Genomic DNA, 17751 nt, shown 5'->3' with positions numbered 1-17751 from the left:
ACATAAAAACAATGGCAACATTAAACGCTCACGTAGCCTACAACGGCAATTGCGAAGAAGCATTCAATTTTTACAGTAAAGTATTCGGCAGCGACATCAACATGGTGATGCGTAACAAGGATATACCCGGCGATGTGCCATCACCTGCTGGTGAGGATGAAGCAGAAAAGATCCTTCATATCTCATTACCTATTGGTAACGGCTGTATGCTGATGGGCTGCGATATGCCTGCAGGCTTTGGTGAAGCAACAAGGGGCAATAGTTTTAATATATCTATCAGTACAGATAGTGAAGAGCAGACAGAAAAATTCTATAACGGATTGCTGGAAGGAGGTAAGGTAAATATGCCGCTGGACAAGACTTTCTGGGGTTCATATTTTGGGATGGTAGTAGATAAGTATGGTGTGCAATGGATGATCAGTTATGATTATGGTCAACAACCTTAATAAAACAACACGATGAAAAAATTAAAGATCTTTTACTGGGTGTTTACCTTGCCGTTCGTAGCTTTTATGCTGTTCTCTGCTGTTCCTGACCTTCTGGTTACCGCTGATGCGCATAAGTTTATGACCGCATTAGGTTATAATGATACCGTTACCCGTTTCCTGGGTGTTGCAAAAATTCTGGGTTGTATCGCAATACTTATTCCGGGCTTACCCAGGCTGAAGGAATGGGCTTACGCGGGATTGTTCTACGACCTGGTAGGAGCGACCGTGTCTATGGCAGGTTCTTATGGCGTTAATCCCGGTATGTCATTTATGCTATTGCCAATAAGTTTCTTATTCGGGTCTTACATCTTTTATCACAAATTGAATGGAGCTTGATCGTAGAGCCGATACAATACAATATGATCGAGGTATTTAAGACAAATGTATCGGAACAACAACAGGCTGATAAACTTATCGGTCTGTTGTTGAACTTACTGCCAAATAGTAATATCAACTTTGACCTGGAAGACTGCGATAAAGTTCTGCGTATTAACCATGAAATGATAGAGCCGGACCAGATAATCGGTTTGTTGATTTCCAATGGTTTTGATTGCCGCGTGATGGAATAAATATTTTTTTTGAAAATTTGTGTAATCAAATGGTTACGCATATATTTGTAACCAAATAGTTACTAAATGTATACGAGAAGAGATGTTTTCCAGGCAATAGCCGACCCTGTACGGAGGGATATCATAACCATGATAGCTAAAGAACCTATGAACCTGAATACAGTGGCAGAGAGGTTTGAAATAAGCAGGCCTGCAGTATCCAAACACATGAAGATACTCGTGGAGTGTGGCATGGTAGTTATCAATCAAAAGGGTAGGGAACGTGTGTGCGAGGCAAAGCTGGAATCGCTGAATGAAGTGAGCGACTGGGTAACGGAACAACATAAAATATGGAATGACAGGTTTGATAACCTTGAAATATATCTTAAACAATTACAGAGTAAACAGAAAAAAAATGGCAAAAGAAAATAGTATTCAAGACAACCAGCTATTTATTAGCCGGGTAATACATGCACCACGCGAATTGGTATTTAAAATGTGGACCGACCCGGAACACATGCCTAAGTGGTGGGGGCCAAATGGCTTTACCAACACCATACATGCTATGGAGCATGGTACAGGCGGTTTTTGTGATTATACCATGCATGACCCCGACGGTAAAGATTGGCCAAACTACCAGCGTTACAGGGAAGTAATACCAAATGAAAAAATTGAGTACATGCATGGCAGTACTGTTGATGATGTTGAAAAAGGCTTTCATGTAGTGGTAAATTTTGAAGATATTGAAGGTGCAACACGCATCAGTATGTTAATGACTTTTGAAAGTGCAGAAGACAAGCAGCATAAAACAGAGGGTGGCGCTAAAAACGGGCTTACGCAACATATGAACAATATGGAAGACTACATCACATTCTTAGATACAGATGGTGTGTTCACAATATCCCGTGAGTTTAATGCACCGATACAGCTACTATATGAAGTGCATACACAGAAAGAACACATCATGCACTTTTGGGGGCCGAAGGAGAGCGATACCGAAATAATAGAATTTGACCTGAATACAGGCGGAAGGATATTCTATTGCATGCATATGCCCGATGGTAAATATTACGCACAACAGATATTCAGGGAGATAGTGACCAATAAATTACTGACCATGATGACCACTTTCTGTAATGAACAGGGAGCAGCGATACACCCACCTATGATGGAAACTTTGCCCATGAATATGCTGACCAGTATGGGCTTTGAAGCTGTAGATGAGCACACAACAAGACTAACTATAAAAGTAGTGCCATTTAATGCGACTACAGATGAACACCAGGCATTCGTACAACTGAAAGATTCAATGCACGAAGGGTACACTGGTACATTGGATGTATTGGAACAATATCTCAAAACCATTAACTAAATCAACTTTATGTCAACAGATAACAGGATACTGACACTTGAGCGTACGTTCGATGCACCACGCCAATTAGTTTGGGAGGTATGGACACAACCCAAACACATAGCCGAATGGTGGGGCAGGGGTATGGATATGCAGATCGAAGAGCATGACTTTCAACCCGGAGGTAAGTGGAGGTACACAATGCCTATGCCCGATGGCAGCCAATTTATTTCCGAAGGTGTTTATGCAGAGATAGTAGAGTTCGAAAAAATCGTTTCGTCTGCTGAGTTTCGCCCGATGACTGAAGGTGTGATATTCACAGCGCTGTTTGAGGACTATGGTGATAAAACAAAGTTCACTTTCAGTGTGCTGCACCCGACAGAAGAATACAAACTTGTGCAAGAAAAGATGGGCTTCTTCAATGGATGGGGTTCTGTATTCAATGTGTTGGAAAAATATATTGCAAGGCAATAACAGTATAAAAAAAGCCGTTACGCATTTCGTAACGGCTTTTTAATTATTGTATGCAGCTTAAATGTGTTGCTTGAAATATTCCAATGTGCGTTTTAAGCCTTCGCTACGGTCTACCTTCGGTTCCCATCCCAGTATTGTTTGGGCTTTGGTAATGTCTGGTTTACGCTGCTTGGGGTCGTCTTTTGGCAGTGGTTCGTAAACGATCTTCACATCTTTGTTACCTACCAGCTCTACTACCTCTTCAGCAAAATCTTTCAGAGATATTTCAGCCGGGTTGCCGATGTTTACCGGCATGTAATAATCTGACATTAGCAGGCGATATATACCCTCTACCAGGTCGTCAACATAACAGAATGAGCGTGTTTGTGAGCCATCGCCGAATACAGTTACATCTTCACCACGCAGCGCCTGGCTCATGAAGGTAGGCAATGCACGACCGTCGTCGAGGCGCATACGCGGACCATAAGTATTGAAGATGCGTATCATCCTTGTTTCCACACCGTGGAAGTTGTGGTAGGCCATTGTGATGCTTTCCAGGAAACGTTTTGCCTCATCATATACACCACGCGGGCCTATGGGGTTTACATTGCCCCAGTATTCTTCTACCTGCGGGTGCACCAGCGGATCACCATATACCTCAGATGTTGAAGCCACCAGTATACGTGCTTTTTTAGCCAGTGCAACACCCAGTATATTGTGCGTGCCTAATGCACCAACCTTCAGGGTTTGTATCGGCATCTTCAGGTAGTCGATAGGACTGGCCGGAGATGCGAAGTGTAATATATAATCAATATGACCAGGCACATGAATGTACTTAGTGATATCGTGATGGTAGAACTGGAAATCCTTTAAAGGGAAAAGGTGTTCTATGTTTTTTATGTTACCGGTAAGGAGATTGTCCATACCAATGACCTCACAACCTTCGCTGATAAAACGGTCGCAAAGGTGAGAACCCAGGAAACCTGCTGCACCTGTTACAAGAACTCTTTTTTTATTGCTCATTATTAATATTTATCTGCCGATGATGTGTGTAAATTACGAAAGAACGTTCAATTCTTCTTTTTTACTTTCGTGGATAGTGCTGCGGCCTATACTTTCGTAGTAGAAGCCTTGCTCAGCCATTTTTTCCAGAGAAAACACATTACGGCCGTCAAAAATGAACGGTTGTTTCAAAGACGTACGAATTTTATCGAAGTCAGGATTGCGGAATTCGTTCCATTCGGTAACGATGACCAGTGCGTCAGCATCCTGCAGCGGGTTGTATTCATTATCGCTGTAAGATATCTTGTCGCCCATTATCTCTTTGACATTATTCATTGCTTCAGGGTCAAAAACATCAACCGTAGCGCCTGCTTCTGTCAGCTCATTGATGAGTTCCAGTGCAGGAGCCTCGCGAATGTCATCTGTTTCGGGTTTGAAGGCCAGTCCCCATATAGCGAATTTGCGTCCGGCCAGGTTATCGCCGAATACATTCTTTATTTTGACACCCAGTCTTGTTTTCTGGAGGTCATTCACCTGCATGGTAGTTTCAACCAGTTTGAAGTCGTAACCCAACTGGCGGGCAGTGCGTGCCAGCGCCTGTACATCCTTAGGGAAGCAACTACCGCCATATCCAACACCTGAGAACAGGAAGCGTTTGCCAATACGGCTATCGCTACCCATACCTACGCGTACCATGTCTACATTGGCATTTGCCCTTTCACAAAGGTTGGCCATCTCGTTCATGAAAGATATACGCATGGCCAGGTATGAGTTGGCCGCATATTTTGTCATTTCCGAAGAACGCTCATCCATAAAATAGATGGGGTTGCCCTGGCGCACAAATGGCTGATACAGTTCTTCCATTATTTTGCGGGCTTTATCAGAAGAAGTACCTATTACCACTCTGTCCGGTTTCAGGAAGTCGTCAACAGCTACGCCTTCGCGCAAAAATTCAGGGTTAGAGACTACATCATAAAGGCTTTTGTCCAGTTTTTCTGCCAATACGGCGGCCACTTTTTCTGCTGTGCCTACTGGTACTGTACTTTTATTAACGATTACTTTATAGCTGTCAATAATATCGCCAAGGTCGCTCGCAACATTTAATACATATTGCAGGTCGGCCTCGCCATCTTTGCCCGGAGGAGTTGGCAAAGCAAGAAATATTACTTGGGCATCCTTTATCCCTTCGGCCAGCGAAGTAGTAAAACTGATGCGTTTATCTTTGATATTTCTTTCCAGGAGCACGTCCAGTCCCGGTTCATAAATAGGCGTTTGCCCGTTTCTGAGCATTTCTACCTTTTTTTCATTGATGTCAACACAATTGACATTATTGCCGGTTTCAGCAAAGCAAGTTCCGGTCACAAGGCCTACATATCCAGTACCTATTATTGCAATTTTCATATGAAAAGTAAAAATTTGAGCAAATCTAACTATTATTTTGCAGGCTATTATAATTCATTTATTTTTCGTTTATAAAATATGCGCCATTTATGTTTTATATTTATGGCAATGCTTTAGTAGCATAAGTAAAAAGCTATCAAAATATGTTTTCAAAGAGACTATCTAAAATGGCGGGTTCGTGCGCCATTGCTGCACTTGGGCTTATGGTCGGTGTGACAGCCTGTAAGAAAAAGAATGATAATAATAATATAATTGATGCTGAGAAAACGGGTTATGCTGAAGAGCAGCTCCTGCTTGAGCAGATATATGACAATGCTGACAGGCTTGTATCGCGTGCGGCAACAATGGGCGCTTCGTCGCTGAAAGGCGGGGAAAATCCATTGGCTCTCTGCGCTGAAGTAATAAAAGACACTACAACAGACCCGAATCTTGACAGAATGGTGATCAGTTTTGGTAGTGCAGACTGTTTGGGGTACGATGGCCGTTATCGCCAGGGCAGGTTGATAGTTGATTACAATAATAAGCTGAAACCCAACGAAAAGGGCTACTATTATAAAATAACATTTGATGGTTACTCCGTTGACGGCAACAAACTGGCCGGACATAAAGAAGTATGGAATGTGGGTACCAACGCTGCAGGTAATATTCAATATGATATCGCCAGTGTTGATACTATATACCTGAAAGACCAGTCGGGCAAGCTGACAGGTGCGAGCCAGCGTACACGTGAGTGGTTCAAAGGTTCTTCTACGCCGCAAACCTCTGATGATGTGTACCGTTTTACAGGTTTTGGCCATTTTACCCGTCCGGGCGGTGAGCAGTATTATATTGAGATAGCCAAGCCACTGGTAGACGACCTGAGCTGCAACTGGATCAATGAAGGAGTTATCAATATTTTCCCTGAAGCAGCTACACAAAGGGTGTTGGATTTTGGTGATGGCCAATGTGAGAGCGAAGCTACTATTGATGTAAATGGTGTTACCAGGAAAGTTGTCATTCCATAAGTAATTGAATTTTATATTATTATAAAGAGCCGGGCTTGCCCGGCTCTTTTATTTTACGGTTAAGGATATGAAAAATTCGCTAAATATGTATATTTTACATATCAACTAAAACCGGTTATATGAAAAAATATTTTGCAGAACTGATAGGCACTTTCAGCCTGGTTCTATTTGGTTGTGGTGCAGCTGTTGTTGCAGGCATCTCGTCCTCAGGTCCTGCCGGAGTAGGACTGTTAGGTATTGCGCTGGCCTTTGGCGTATCGGTAGTTGTAATGGCCTATGCTATCGGCCCCATTTCGGGCTGTCATATTAACCCCGCAATTACCATTTCAATGCTGGTGGCAGGAAAAATATCCATGGCTGACACAGTGGGGTATATTGCAGGCCAGGTAGCAGGTGCAATACTTGGCTCGGCGGTTTTGTATGCCATCCAGTCGGGTATGCCGGGTTTTGCTATGGGCGAGTGGGCGCTTGGCGCCAATGGTTGGGGGGCCGGCTACCTGGGAGAATATAATACCATGTCGGCTTTTATTACGGAATCGATCATGACCTTCCTTTTCCTGTTCGTGATATTTGCCGTAACGTCAAAGAATGGTAATCCGAATATGGCAGGTCTGGCTATAGGCCTTACATTAACGTTGATACATTTGGTAGCTATACCCATTACGGGTACTTCTGTTAACCCGGCCCGTAGCCTGGGCCCTGCTATTTTTGCGGGAGGAGCTGCACTTTCGCAGGTTTGGCTGTTTATTGTAGCACCTATATTGGGTGGCACAGTGGCTGCGATAGTATGGAAAGGTATGTTTGGAAAAGAATAACTATTGCCGGTATAAGGGATAGGAGATACCGGAGCAAGAGAGGGGGCAGTGCCCCCTCTTATATTTTTAGAGGCATGACAATATTATAGAACACGCCCGTTCTATTTCCTCATCAGTAATAGTAAGTGGTGGTGCTATGCGCAGGCAGTTCTGAGCAAAAAGGAACCAGTCTGTAAATAAGCCTTTGTCTACACATTTTTGTACCACTTCCAGCACTTTTTCAGCAGACTCCAGCTCCAGAGCAATTAATAGCCCCATGCCGCGTACGGCTCTTATCGCCGGGTGTCTCAGTTTTTGCAGAAACAAGTCGCCTTTGGCTGTGACATTATCAACCAGCTTTTGCTGTAATAATACCTGCATGGCTGCCTCGCCGGCAGCGCAGCAAACCGGGTGACCGCCGAATGTGGTGATATGCCCCAATACGGGATTGTCTGTAAACGCCTGCATATTATTATATGACGATATGAATGCGCCCAATGGCATGCCACCGCCAAGAGCTTTACCTAATAATAATATATCCGGTTGTATACCATAATGTTCGAAACCCCATAGTTTGCCCGTTCTGCCAAAGCCGCATTGTATCTCGTCAAATATCAGTAGTGCCCCGGTTTCATTGCACTTATTGCGCAGGGAAGTCAGCCATTTTATGTCCGGTTCTATTACACCCGCCTCTGCCTGGATGGTTTCTATGAGCACGCAGGAGGTATCTTCATTTATGGCTTCGATCAGTTCACTACTATTATAGTCATAATGCCATACCCCAGGCAAAAGTGGCCGGTAGGCATTGCGCCAGTATTCATCGCCCATCACACTCAGGGCTCCAAGAGTAGACCCGTGATAGCTGTTATTACACGCAATGACATCTGTTTTGCCTGTCACCCGCCTTGCCAGTTTCAGGGCACCCTCCACCGCTTCGGCACCTGAGTTGGTGAAGTACACGCAATCCAATTGCCCGGGCAGGTGTTCTGCCAGCAGGCGGGCATACCTTGCCTGAGGGTTCTGCACCAGCTCGCCATATACCATAATATGCAGGTAGTCTCTTGCCTGCCCGGTAATGGCGTCAACAACCGCCGGATGGCGATGCCCGATATTACAAACACTGATACCTCCTATCAGGTCGAGATAGGATTTGCCATCAGCATCATAAAGGTAATTGCCTGAAGCTGAGGTGATGTGCAATGCCATAGGCGCAGGAGAGGTCTGTGCCATATGACGCAGAAAAATATTGCGGGTATCCATATGACAGCAAAGTTACCAATGCTCCTGAAAACACCGAGCTTAATAATTACGTAACATTAAATAAACATTACCGCTAGCCGGAATGCAGTATGGGCAAGGTGTTAATATTACGGTAACATTGAAGTTACATACGCGTAACACAGACGTAACATGGTGGTAATAGTATTTGACCAATTTTGCGCTCAAATAGATGAATATACTTATGCGTTTTGTTACTATTCTTATTGCTGCATTGCTTTTTGCAGCAAATTCATTTGCAGAAAACGGCAAAATAGCCGGTAAAATTTCTGACAAGACTTATGGTGATGCCATCATCGGCGCTTCCGTATCTGTTCAGGGCCTTTCAATAGGAACGGTAACAGATGTGGACGGTAATTTCATTTTGAATAACGTGCCTACAGGCGAATATGTTATCGAGGTGAAATACATTGGTTTCCAACAGAAAAACATTGAAGGCGTTGCTGTAAAAGCAGGACAGACCACCAATGTGAATGTGGTAATGGAAGAGAGCTCCAGCACAAAAATGGACGAGGTGGTGATCACTGCCCGCCTGGACAGGGAGACTGTCAATGCATTATATATACAACAACGTAACAACGTTTCATTATCAAGTGGTATCTCTGCAGACATTATACAGCGTTCGCCTGATAAAAATACCGGAGAAGTGTTGAAGCGTGTGAGTGGCGCCAGTATCCAGGATAATAAATTCGTGGTAATACGCGGACTGAACGACCGTTATAATATGGCCATGGTGAACAACGCCCTGATGCCAAGTACTGAGCCTAACAGGAAAGCCTTTTCTTTCGACGTGATACCTTCTGATGTTATTGATAATATAGTTATCAATAAAACGGCAACTCCTGATCTGCCTGGTGATTTTGCAGGTGGTGTAGTAAAGGTGCTGACAAAGGATATTCCTGAAAGGAACTTCTTTAATGTGAATCTGGGAGCAGGATATAACTCTCAGACAACTTTTAAAGATTTCAAAACAACTCCTGACCAAGGTGCTGCATTCCTTGCGTTCCCTGCTAAAGACCATCAACTGTCAAGTTCATGGGGACAGACACAAAGGGATTACCTAACCCTGACGAACCAGCAGCGATTTGACGCAAACAAAGAATTGCCACAGAATAGTTTTACAACAACAACCAAAGCTGCAATGCCTAATTCATCATTGCGTTTGTCTGCCGGTAATACGCAGACCTTCAAGAATGGTGGTAAACTAGGTACTATCGCTTCAGCTTCGTTGAGCAACAGTCAGACCACAATAAATAATTATAAGCGTGGTAAGTTTTTAAGCAACAACCAAGTACACACCCTGAGTACCGAAGATCAATACCTGACGGAATCGAACATGGCGGCGATGCTGAACATTGCTTACTCAAAAGGCAAAAGCAGGATATCTTTCAAAAACCTGTATAATAAGATATATGACAAGAAGTATATCGATAGACAGGGTTACTCAACCAGTAGTTTCCAGGATAACCTGTTGTATGCTACCAAGCCAACAGAACGTGCTATCATGAACAACCAATTGGAAGGTAGCCATGCTATTGGTACAAAAAACATAAAAATAGACTGGAACTTAAACTACTCAGGTATGAATTCCGGTATGAATGATTTTCGCAGTGCGGAATATGCACGTAGTATGTCAGGTGGTTTTGTTGCTGACCCTGTATATGATGCGGGCAAACCATATACATTGGTAGACAGGGATAGCCGTCGTTTCTTCAGTAATCAAAAAGATAATAACTATGGAGCTAATCTGGATGTTACTTATCCCTTTGAAATAGCTGGCAGGAAACAAACTTTGAAAGCTGGTTATATGGGCTTGTTCAAAAACAGGAGTTTTGCGGCACGCACATTCCAGTATCGTTTGTATGATTATACAACGCCATTGAAAGACGAAGTGCTTACAAAACCTGTTGAGACTATCTTTAATTATGATAACTTGGGTACTGATAGGCTGGAACTTAATGAGATCACTGCAGCATCTGATAAATATGATGCGACCGGCAACCTGAACGCTGCATACGTGATGCTGGATAACATGGTTGGTGAAAAGCTCCGTGTAATATGGGGGGGACGTTATGAAGCATATACACAGGTGTTAAATGCATTTACAAGGTCAGGTGATTCGATCAATTTGACCACGCCTTTCAACAATCTGTTGCCTTCTGCAAACATAACATATGATGTTAACAAAAATAGCAAGTTTCGTTTTGCAGTGTCACAAACTGTGAACAGACCTGAATTCCGTGAGATCGCTCCATTCACATTTATTGACTACGAAAATATCTGGTCTGTAGTTGGTAATCCTAACTTAGTAAGGGCTACTATTACCAACTATGACCTGCGCTACGAAATATATCCTAACCCCGGTGAGGCTGTGACTTTCGGTGCATTCTACAAGAACTTTATGAATCCAATAGAAGCTAAGCTCGACCCCGGAGGAAATTTAGATTATTTGCTCTTTGGGTATGCAAATGCCGCATCAGCATATGCTGCGGGGTTTGAGTTCGAAGCTCGTAAAAACATGGGCTTTATTGGGTCAGCTCCATGGTTAAATAATTTTACAGCATCTACAAATCTATCATACATATATTCTAGGGTTGATACCAAAAATATCGTTGGTGCTGTTAGTACGGTCGGTACAAAAATAGACAGGCCACTACAGGGACAGTCGCCATATATTGTTAACCTGTCATTGATGTATAACTCAAAAAAGAGTGGATGGGCTGCCAGTGCATTGTATAATCGTATTGGTCACCGTATAGCATATGTTGGTAGCGCAACAATTCCTACTACATGGGAGAATGGCCGTAACATCGTAGACCTGCAAGTGAGTAAACAACTATTCAAAGGTAAGGGTGAAATAAAACTGACTATCAGTGATCTGCTGAACTCTCCACATACGTTGTATTGGAACACAGATACTAAAGACGCCTACAAAAAAGGCAACAGTACTGTTGGACTAGGTAACGACCAGATATTCCAACAATATCGTACAGGTACAGGAGCGTCACTTGGCTTTGTGTACCGCTTAGGTAAATAAGAGTAACACGTATAAGTATAAATACAGCAGGCATGGTTTCTACCGTGCCTGTTTGGCTTTTTAAGAACTTCTGTTATGTTCATGACCGGTGCAAAGTACTGTACCTCAGAACGCTTGATATAAATAAAGAAACCGTGTTAACACTGACGTAAGTTTTACTTAACCTACTGTTAATGTTCAGGTAAAACAGTCGTAACACCCGAAGTCTACTTTTGAGCAAAATTTAGAACTTTATGAAACTGCAAAGAATTTTACCAATGATGCTGGTGGGTGCGCTGGCGCTGAATGCAACTTCTTGTAAGAAGGAAAATACTCCAACCACTCCAACTACAACTACAACTGACGATCACATCCTGACCGGTGACGTTACAGCTGACATGACTCTGACTGCTGACAAAGCATGGACGCTGAAAGGTTATGTATACATCAAAGATGGTGCTACACTGACTATCGAGCCAGGTTGTCTTATAAAATCTGACATTGTAGATAAGGGTGCGTTGATATTTGAACGTGGTTCAAAGATCATGGCAGAAGGTACTGCTGCTAAGCCGATCGTTTTCACTTCAGGTGTTACTAAAGGACAGCGTCGTCCGGGTGACTGGGGTGGTATCATCCTGTTAGGTAAAGCTACTACTAACCGTTCTACTGAGCCTACTATCGAAGGTGGCGTTGGTAAACAATACGGTGGTAACGATGATAATGATAACTCAGGTATCATGAAATATTGCCGCGTTGAGTATGCAGGTATCGCTGCTGAACCAGGCTCTGAGATCAACGGTATCAGCTTCGGTGCTGTTGGTAAAGGTACAACTATCGATTACGTACAGGTTTCTTACGGTAACGATGATGCTTGTGAATTCTTCGGTGGTGCTGTTAACTGTACACACATGATCGCTTTCTCTTGCCTGGATGATGACTATGACTTTGACTTCGGTTACCATGGTTCAATCACCAACGCTATCTCTTTCAAACACCCTCAGTTCGCTGATCCTGGTGATGCTTCAAACGGTATCGAGTCTGATAACGATGGTACAGGTACTACTGCTTCTCCGTTCACTCACCCTGTTCTGAAGAACTTCACAATGGTTGGTCCTAACAACGCTAAGAACACTCAAGCTAACCACAACTACGGTAACAGGTGGCGTCGTGCTTCTCAGTTCGAGATCAGCAACTCGATCATCATGGGCTTCCAGAAAGGTGGTTTCTCTTTGGAGTCTCAGGAGACTGGTGATGCTTACTTCGCAGGTACTTCTAAATTTGCAAACAACCTGGTTCACGCTGTAGCTGATCCTTACAAGGTTGATAGCAAAGTAGGTCATACTGCTGCTGAAGTAGAAGCTAAAGCTACTGCTGATGGTTGCGAAACTATCGCTGATGCTAACGATATCGGTCTGACAGATCCTTTCAACACAACTGCTCCTAACTTCGCTCCTAAAGCCGGTTCTAAAGCTGCTACTAAAGGTGTAGGTGCTATCACCGGTTCTGACTGGACTCAAGGTTGGACTAACTGGGATCCTAACAACGCTGACTATTAATATTTATTCATAGAAGTGTAAATAATAAAGGGCTGCCCATCTGGGCGGCCCTTTTTCTTCTTCTCGTACTCCTCAACCAACTTTTATTTACCTACTATATCGCTGCGCATAGGTCCTAATATATCTAAGAGTTCACCTTTTTCCTGCTCAGGTACATTGTAGAAATCCAGTGCTTTGACCAGGTCACCAACCAATGCGTCGAAGTCATCGTTCTGGATGTTCATGCCTTTGTGGGCATCTGCCATAGATTTACCGGTATATTTTTCCGGGCCGCCTGTACCTTCACCAATTTGATTCACCAGGTTCATTTTCAGTGCATCTACCCTGTTTTGGGCTACCGTTTCTGCAAAAAATGAATTGATAGCCGTGTCTGCGGCCACATACTCAATGAATTTGTCTACCACAGCTTTAATAGCGTCATTCCCTCCCAGGCGTTCATACAAGGTTTTGGTCATGGTAGTTGTTGTTGGCATTGTGTCCTCTTTCTTTTTACACGCACCAAATGTAAGCGCTCCGGCTACAAATAGTATTGTTGCATACGTGATCGATTTCCTCATAATTGTTGTTTTTTATAGATTAATTAATGCTTTTGTTATTTACGTAGGTTCAGTGCGTATTTAGCTTTGTAAAACATGTCCAGGTAGCCATGAACAGGGCACTGTGGTTTATTGCTGTGTATCATTTTTTCAACAGCATTTATGCCGCTTGCTTTCAGGCCTGATAATATTGATATCCTGTTTGTTTGATTTTTGCTGTATGTGATCACGAGTGTATTGTTCTCAGGCACATAGGTATGTGATGTTACACCGGGTAGCTGTTCTACTTTGGCGTCTATATCTTGTACATCTTGGGAAATTGTGAGCATCGATATGCCCGTAGGGTCAGACATGTATATCTTTTCTCCGGGTGTAGGCTCTTGAAGATTAGCATAGACGAAAAATGCCAGGAATATGATAACAGCAGTGATTGCTGTTGCTTTCAGGAATGTTCTCAAAATTGCCATGATTAAGTATTTGTCATCATTTACGACAATACTGTGACAATAGATTTCGTCAACGGCAAAAAAGAAGAAAATATATTGTAATTAACTGTTTATCAGTAGGTTGGTATGGGAAATAAACTAGCTTTAAGTGGCAGGAGCATGAAAAAGCTGAAGATCAAATGAACTTGTTGTCTTTGGCCAGCTTAATAGCGTCTGCTTTAGAGTGTACATTGAGCTTGCTGTATATGTTCTTGATGTGAGACTTAACGGTCTCCAGGTCTATGAACAATTCTTCGGCAATGCGCTTGCGACTTTTGCCGGTTGCTATCTGTTCCAGTATTTCCGTTTCGCGTGGGGTGAGCGGAGATTCTTCGCTTCGCTGAAAAGACTGTATCACCATTCTTGCAATGTTGGAGCTCATGGGGCCTCCGCCTTCCATTACTTCTTTTATTGAGGATAATATCTTTTTGTGCGGTGTGTCTTTGGTCAGGTAACCTGAGGCACCTCCGGCCAATGCACGGAATATCATCATCTCCTGCTCATATACCGTTAGAATGATAATGTGTGCGTCGGGTACCAGCTTTTTTAGTTTAGGTATGGCATCTATGCCTGAAATACCCGGCAGTTCCACATCCAGTAGTATCACATCAGGGTCGCATTTGGCTATCTTTTTAGCGGCATCTTCGTAAGAAGCAAAACTGCCACATATCTTATACCCTTCATTATTACCTATGAGGTATTCATATCCTTCACGGATGGTCTCATCATCTTCTATCAGGCATATATTCAGATCCAGGTCTTGCATAGCTGTAATTTGTTGTGTTGTATAAAGTTCTTATAAGTAGGGGAGAATTATATCCCCCTAAACAAGGTATTTGATGTTTTTTAACATTTATCCCTGTTTTTGCAACCTGAAATGCAGGTTGATAACCGTTCCGTTGCCGGGCTTACTGTCAATATACAGTTTGCCGCCCAGCCTTTTGGCCCTGTTGCGCATATTGTTCAGGCCGTTGCCTCTTACTACTTCTTCTACGTTAAATCCTTTGCCATTATCTGATAGCGTAAGATGCAGCACATTCTGTTCTTTGAGCTCTGCATCCAGGTGCACATCTGTGGCATCTGCATACTTCAGGCAGTTGTTCAAAGCCTCTTTGAATATCATCAACAGGTTGCGGCTCATGTCCAGCGGCATTTTGTAGTCATGCCATTTTTCATCACTACCCGAAAAGGTAAACCTGATCTCTGTATCAGAAAACAGGTCGTTGCCAAAATCACGGATACGGTGCAGTATCTCATACAGATTGTCGTTTGTTGACTGCAATGACCAGAGTATATCTTTTGTGCCGCTGTACAACTGGTTGGTATTTTCCTGTATCTGTTCTATAAGGCGTTGCTTGTCCTGCGACATATCGCCCATTTTAGCGGTCAGTACGTTGGTCAGTACATTGATACGGGTAAGCCTGTTGCCTACTTCGTCATGAAAGTCCTCGGCGGTACGTTGCCTTACTTTGGCCTGTTCTTCCCGCCTCAGTTTATCTACCAGCGCCAGCCTGTTTTGTTTGCGGCGGTTCAGTATGTATTGTATGCTGATACCTGCCAATATACATGCCAACAAAATGAGCAGGCTGAACCAGCTTGTTTTATGAATTGGTGTAATGATCTCGAAAGGGTAGGCTAGTGTTTTTACATCATCAGTACCCTGAACTTTACTTTCAATACGCAATGTGTACTTGCCGGGTGGCAGTGCCGAATAGGTAACGGAGTTCAGGTGCGTCCAGTCGCTCCATGGAGCATCCAGTCCATCAATGCGGTACCGGTATTGCAGTTGCTCATTACCATTCAGGCTGATGGCCTTGAAGGTAAAAGTAATGTTGTTCTTTTTATAGGGCAGACGAAGCTTATATGGCACATTATACCAATTGTCTGTGCTGTCATAATAAGTAGTGTCACGTATATCGTCGCCAAACAGCTTTACAGATTGAAGAATAACGCTCACCGGTTGTGGCAATACCAGTTGTTTGTCGGGGTCAATATGTACTGCTCCTTTTGTAGTGCCGAACCACAGTGTTCCATCGGGCATTTTGCATACGGCATTCTGATTGCTCTCCATGCCGGTGATGCCTTGCTCCTTACCGTAGAAAGTGACATGCGGGCTGCCATCGGCCATATGTATCTTATGAATACCAAAACCTGTGCCTGTCCAGATGTCACCATTATCATCGGCTATGATGTTATAAATAAAGTCAGACTGCAATCCGTTGCTTTTATTCAGGGTGAATGAGTTCCCTGTTTTTATATTATAACTGATAACGCCATTGTCAGATGTGCCGATCCATAATGTATTGCCCTGCATGGTTATGCATTGAGGGTGTGAGCTATCTGCACTGCTATGTGTAAGGAAGCGTGTCACTATGCTGTCGTGGTACAGCAGCAAGCCTTTTTTTGTAGCTGCTATTATGCTGTCCTTGCCTATCTCTGCAAATGAAAAAACATTGTCTTCAATATCTTTTATTGTATAAAACCTGTTGTTGTTATATATAACAGCTCCCCTGGAAGTACCTATCCATACACGTTGGTATGAGTCTTTATAGAGAGAAATGATCAGCGCATTGCCCGGCATTTCGGGGGTGTTGTAAAATATTCTTTCCCCGTTTTTTATGCGCCATAGCCCCTGCCTGTTTGTTCCTATCCATATATCATTGTGGTTGGCGGTCAGCAAAGCACTGATATAGGTTTTGCGGTTATTCATAGCTACGGGAGTTATGTTCCCATCGTTGTAGTAATACAGCCCTGCATCAGCTGTACCTATGTACAGGTTATTGCTGCCGGTGGGTGTAAAACTCATCACCTGCTCACTGGGCAGGTTGCTTTTTTCATCAAGTATTGAGAATTGAGCACCGGAAAACCTGTACAATCCCTGGCCATCGCTGCCAAACCAGATGCTGCCTTCTTTGTCTGCAAGTATGGAGGTGATCGTATTATCCGTAAAGCCATTCTCTTTATTGTATTTTTTCAATACTGAGTCTTTCAGGCTGTAAGCTCCGCTACCTGTTCCCAACCATAGAGTACCGTTGTTGCCCTCAGCAATGGAAATAAATGGGATGTTATACAACAACCCGCTCTTTGTATGTACCACTTTTACGGAATCATTACTGTACATGAACAGGCCGGAGCCTGTAGTGAATATGATGCTGTTATCTTTTGTTCTGAATATGCCTGTAGTGAAAACAGGCGGTTTGGTATAACCAGGTATCGAATAGAATAAACTGTCCCAGCTGTTATTAAAATGACGAAATATCTTCCCGTTGTTAGTAGCTATCCACAGTGTATCGGCCACAGGCAACAAGGCCGATACGATCATGTTGCTGTCAGGAAGTTTCAGCTTCTTTACCTGTTTGCCTGCTATATGGTAGATACTATTGTCGGTATTGCACCAGGCAGAATTATCATCGCTGATACATATTTTTTTGATGCTCCTTGGCTCAGTACTTTCCTGCGAAACAAGACGGAAGTGCTCAAACTTTTTCCCGTTGTACAACGATATGCCTTCCTGTCCGCCCAACCATATGTTACCTTGTTTATCAGTGGCGACACATAAAACGGTATTGTCCAGCATGCCATTGCGAACATTGTAGTTGGTGAACTGTGTACCATCATAACGGGATAGCCCACCCCAGGTGCCCACCCACAGGTGGCCGTAATTATCCTGCGCCAGGCCTCTTACCTGTGATTGTATCAGCCCATCCTCAACACTCAGGTTATAAAAAGAGTAGCGCTGCGCTGTGACCTTCCAAGCGATCAAACAAAGTGCCCATATGACGATTGCCCTTTTCATTTTTGTATCAGTGAAATTAAGTTTTTCATCCCAGTCATTTACA

Annotated in this window: 17 protein-coding genes; 10 read left to right on the top strand and 7 right to left on the bottom strand. The window is 43.3% G+C overall.

From position 1 onward, the window contains the following. The first annotated feature begins 11 nt into the window (after nt 1–11). The 6 genes from H6550_14370 to H6550_14345 all read left to right on the top strand — a co-directional run bounded on the left by H6550_14370 (nt 12) and on the right by H6550_14345 (nt 2861). Nucleotides 12–446, top strand: coding sequence for a VOC family protein (locus H6550_14370; GenBank protein MCB9047315.1), 435 nt, complete (start codon nt 12–14; stop codon nt 444–446). A 12-nt stretch (nt 447–458) separates the two neighbouring features. Beyond that, nucleotides 459–824: a DoxX family protein gene (locus H6550_14365; GenBank protein MCB9047314.1), complete on the top strand. Its 366-nt coding sequence runs from the start codon at nt 459–461 to the stop codon at nt 822–824. A 23-nt stretch (nt 825–847) separates the two neighbouring features. Beyond that, nucleotides 848–1057: a hypothetical protein gene (locus tag H6550_14360; protein ID MCB9047313.1), complete on the top strand. Its 210-nt coding sequence runs from the start codon at nt 848–850 to the stop codon at nt 1055–1057. Nucleotides 1058–1123: 66 nt separating this feature from the next. Further along, on the top strand, nt 1124–1468 hold the full coding sequence (locus tag H6550_14355) for a winged helix-turn-helix transcriptional regulator (GenBank protein ID MCB9047312.1): 345 nt from the start codon (nt 1124–1126) through the stop codon (nt 1466–1468). Continuing rightward, nucleotides 1452–2408: an SRPBCC domain-containing protein gene (locus tag H6550_14350; GenBank protein ID MCB9047311.1), complete on the top strand. Its 957-nt coding sequence runs from the start codon at nt 1452–1454 to the stop codon at nt 2406–2408. The genes H6550_14355 and H6550_14350 overlap by 17 nt, the downstream gene beginning before the upstream one ends. A gap of 9 nt (nt 2409–2417) precedes the next feature. Next, entirely contained in the window at nt 2418–2861 is a 444-nt protein-coding gene (locus tag H6550_14345) for an SRPBCC domain-containing protein (protein ID MCB9047310.1), read from the top strand. A gap of 57 nt (nt 2862–2918) precedes the next feature. Here H6550_14345 and H6550_14340 read toward each other — a convergent pair whose 3' ends face one another. After that, the gene (locus tag H6550_14340; GenBank protein ID MCB9047309.1) at nt 2919–3863 is read right to left on the bottom strand and encodes an SDR family oxidoreductase; all 945 of its coding nucleotides are present in this window, start codon (nt 3861–3863) and stop codon (nt 2919–2921) included. Between the two features lie 33 nt (nt 3864–3896). Continuing rightward, a complete protein-coding gene (locus tag H6550_14335; protein ID MCB9047308.1) occupies nt 3897–5243 on the bottom strand; it encodes a UDP-glucose/GDP-mannose dehydrogenase family protein in 1347 nt (448 codons plus the stop codon). Nucleotides 5244–5386: 143 nt separating this feature from the next. On the opposite strand from H6550_14335, the gene H6550_14330 reads away from it, so the two are divergent. After that, nucleotides 5387–6247, top strand: a complete 861-nt coding sequence (locus H6550_14330; GenBank protein MCB9047307.1) for a hypothetical protein — start codon at nt 5387–5389, stop codon at nt 6245–6247. 119 nt (nt 6248–6366) lie between these two features. Next, nucleotides 6367–7062, top strand: a complete 696-nt coding sequence (aqpZ, locus tag H6550_14325) for an aquaporin Z (GenBank protein ID MCB9047306.1) — start codon at nt 6367–6369, stop codon at nt 7060–7062. Nucleotides 7063–7128: 66 nt separating this feature from the next. Here the strand turns inward: aqpZ and H6550_14320 are convergent, their stop codons facing one another. Then, nucleotides 7129–8301 (bottom strand): aspartate aminotransferase family protein, encoded by a 1173-nt coding sequence (locus H6550_14320; protein MCB9047305.1) that lies wholly within the window; start codon nt 8299–8301, stop codon nt 7129–7131. 190 nt (nt 8302–8491) lie between these two features. Between H6550_14320 and H6550_14315 the strand changes: the two genes are divergently transcribed. Together H6550_14315 and H6550_14310 are read left to right on the top strand one after the other, a co-directional pair. Beyond that, on the top strand, nt 8492–11356 hold the full coding sequence (locus H6550_14315; GenBank protein ID MCB9047304.1) for a TonB-dependent receptor: 2865 nt from the start codon (nt 8492–8494) through the stop codon (nt 11354–11356). A gap of 233 nt (nt 11357–11589) precedes the next feature. Continuing rightward, nucleotides 11590–12891: a T9SS C-terminal target domain-containing protein gene (locus H6550_14310; GenBank protein MCB9047303.1), complete on the top strand. Its 1302-nt coding sequence runs from the start codon at nt 11590–11592 to the stop codon at nt 12889–12891. A gap of 83 nt (nt 12892–12974) precedes the next feature. Here H6550_14310 and H6550_14305 read toward each other — a convergent pair whose 3' ends face one another. The 4 genes from H6550_14305 to H6550_14290 all read right to left on the bottom strand — a co-directional run bounded on the left by H6550_14305 (nt 12975) and on the right by H6550_14290 (nt 17708). Then, a complete protein-coding gene (locus H6550_14305; protein ID MCB9047302.1) occupies nt 12975–13448 on the bottom strand; it encodes a group 1 truncated hemoglobin in 474 nt (157 codons plus the stop codon). Between the two features lie 35 nt (nt 13449–13483). Continuing rightward, on the bottom strand, nt 13484–13894 hold the full coding sequence (locus H6550_14300) for a hypothetical protein (protein ID MCB9047301.1): 411 nt from the start codon (nt 13892–13894) through the stop codon (nt 13484–13486). 154 nt (nt 13895–14048) lie between these two features. Continuing rightward, nucleotides 14049–14678: a response regulator transcription factor gene (locus H6550_14295; GenBank protein ID MCB9047300.1), complete on the bottom strand. Its 630-nt coding sequence runs from the start codon at nt 14676–14678 to the stop codon at nt 14049–14051. A gap of 87 nt (nt 14679–14765) precedes the next feature. Further along, nucleotides 14766–17708, bottom strand: a complete 2943-nt coding sequence (locus H6550_14290; GenBank protein ID MCB9047299.1) for a hypothetical protein — start codon at nt 17706–17708, stop codon at nt 14766–14768. Between the last annotated feature and the right edge of the window lie 43 nt (nt 17709–17751).

The sequence above is a fragment of the Chitinophagales bacterium genome (assembly GCA_020636495.1).
GTDB lineage: Bacteria > Bacteroidota > Bacteroidia > Chitinophagales > Chitinophagaceae > UBA5543.
This window is presented reverse-complemented; position numbering and strand designations above follow the sequence as displayed.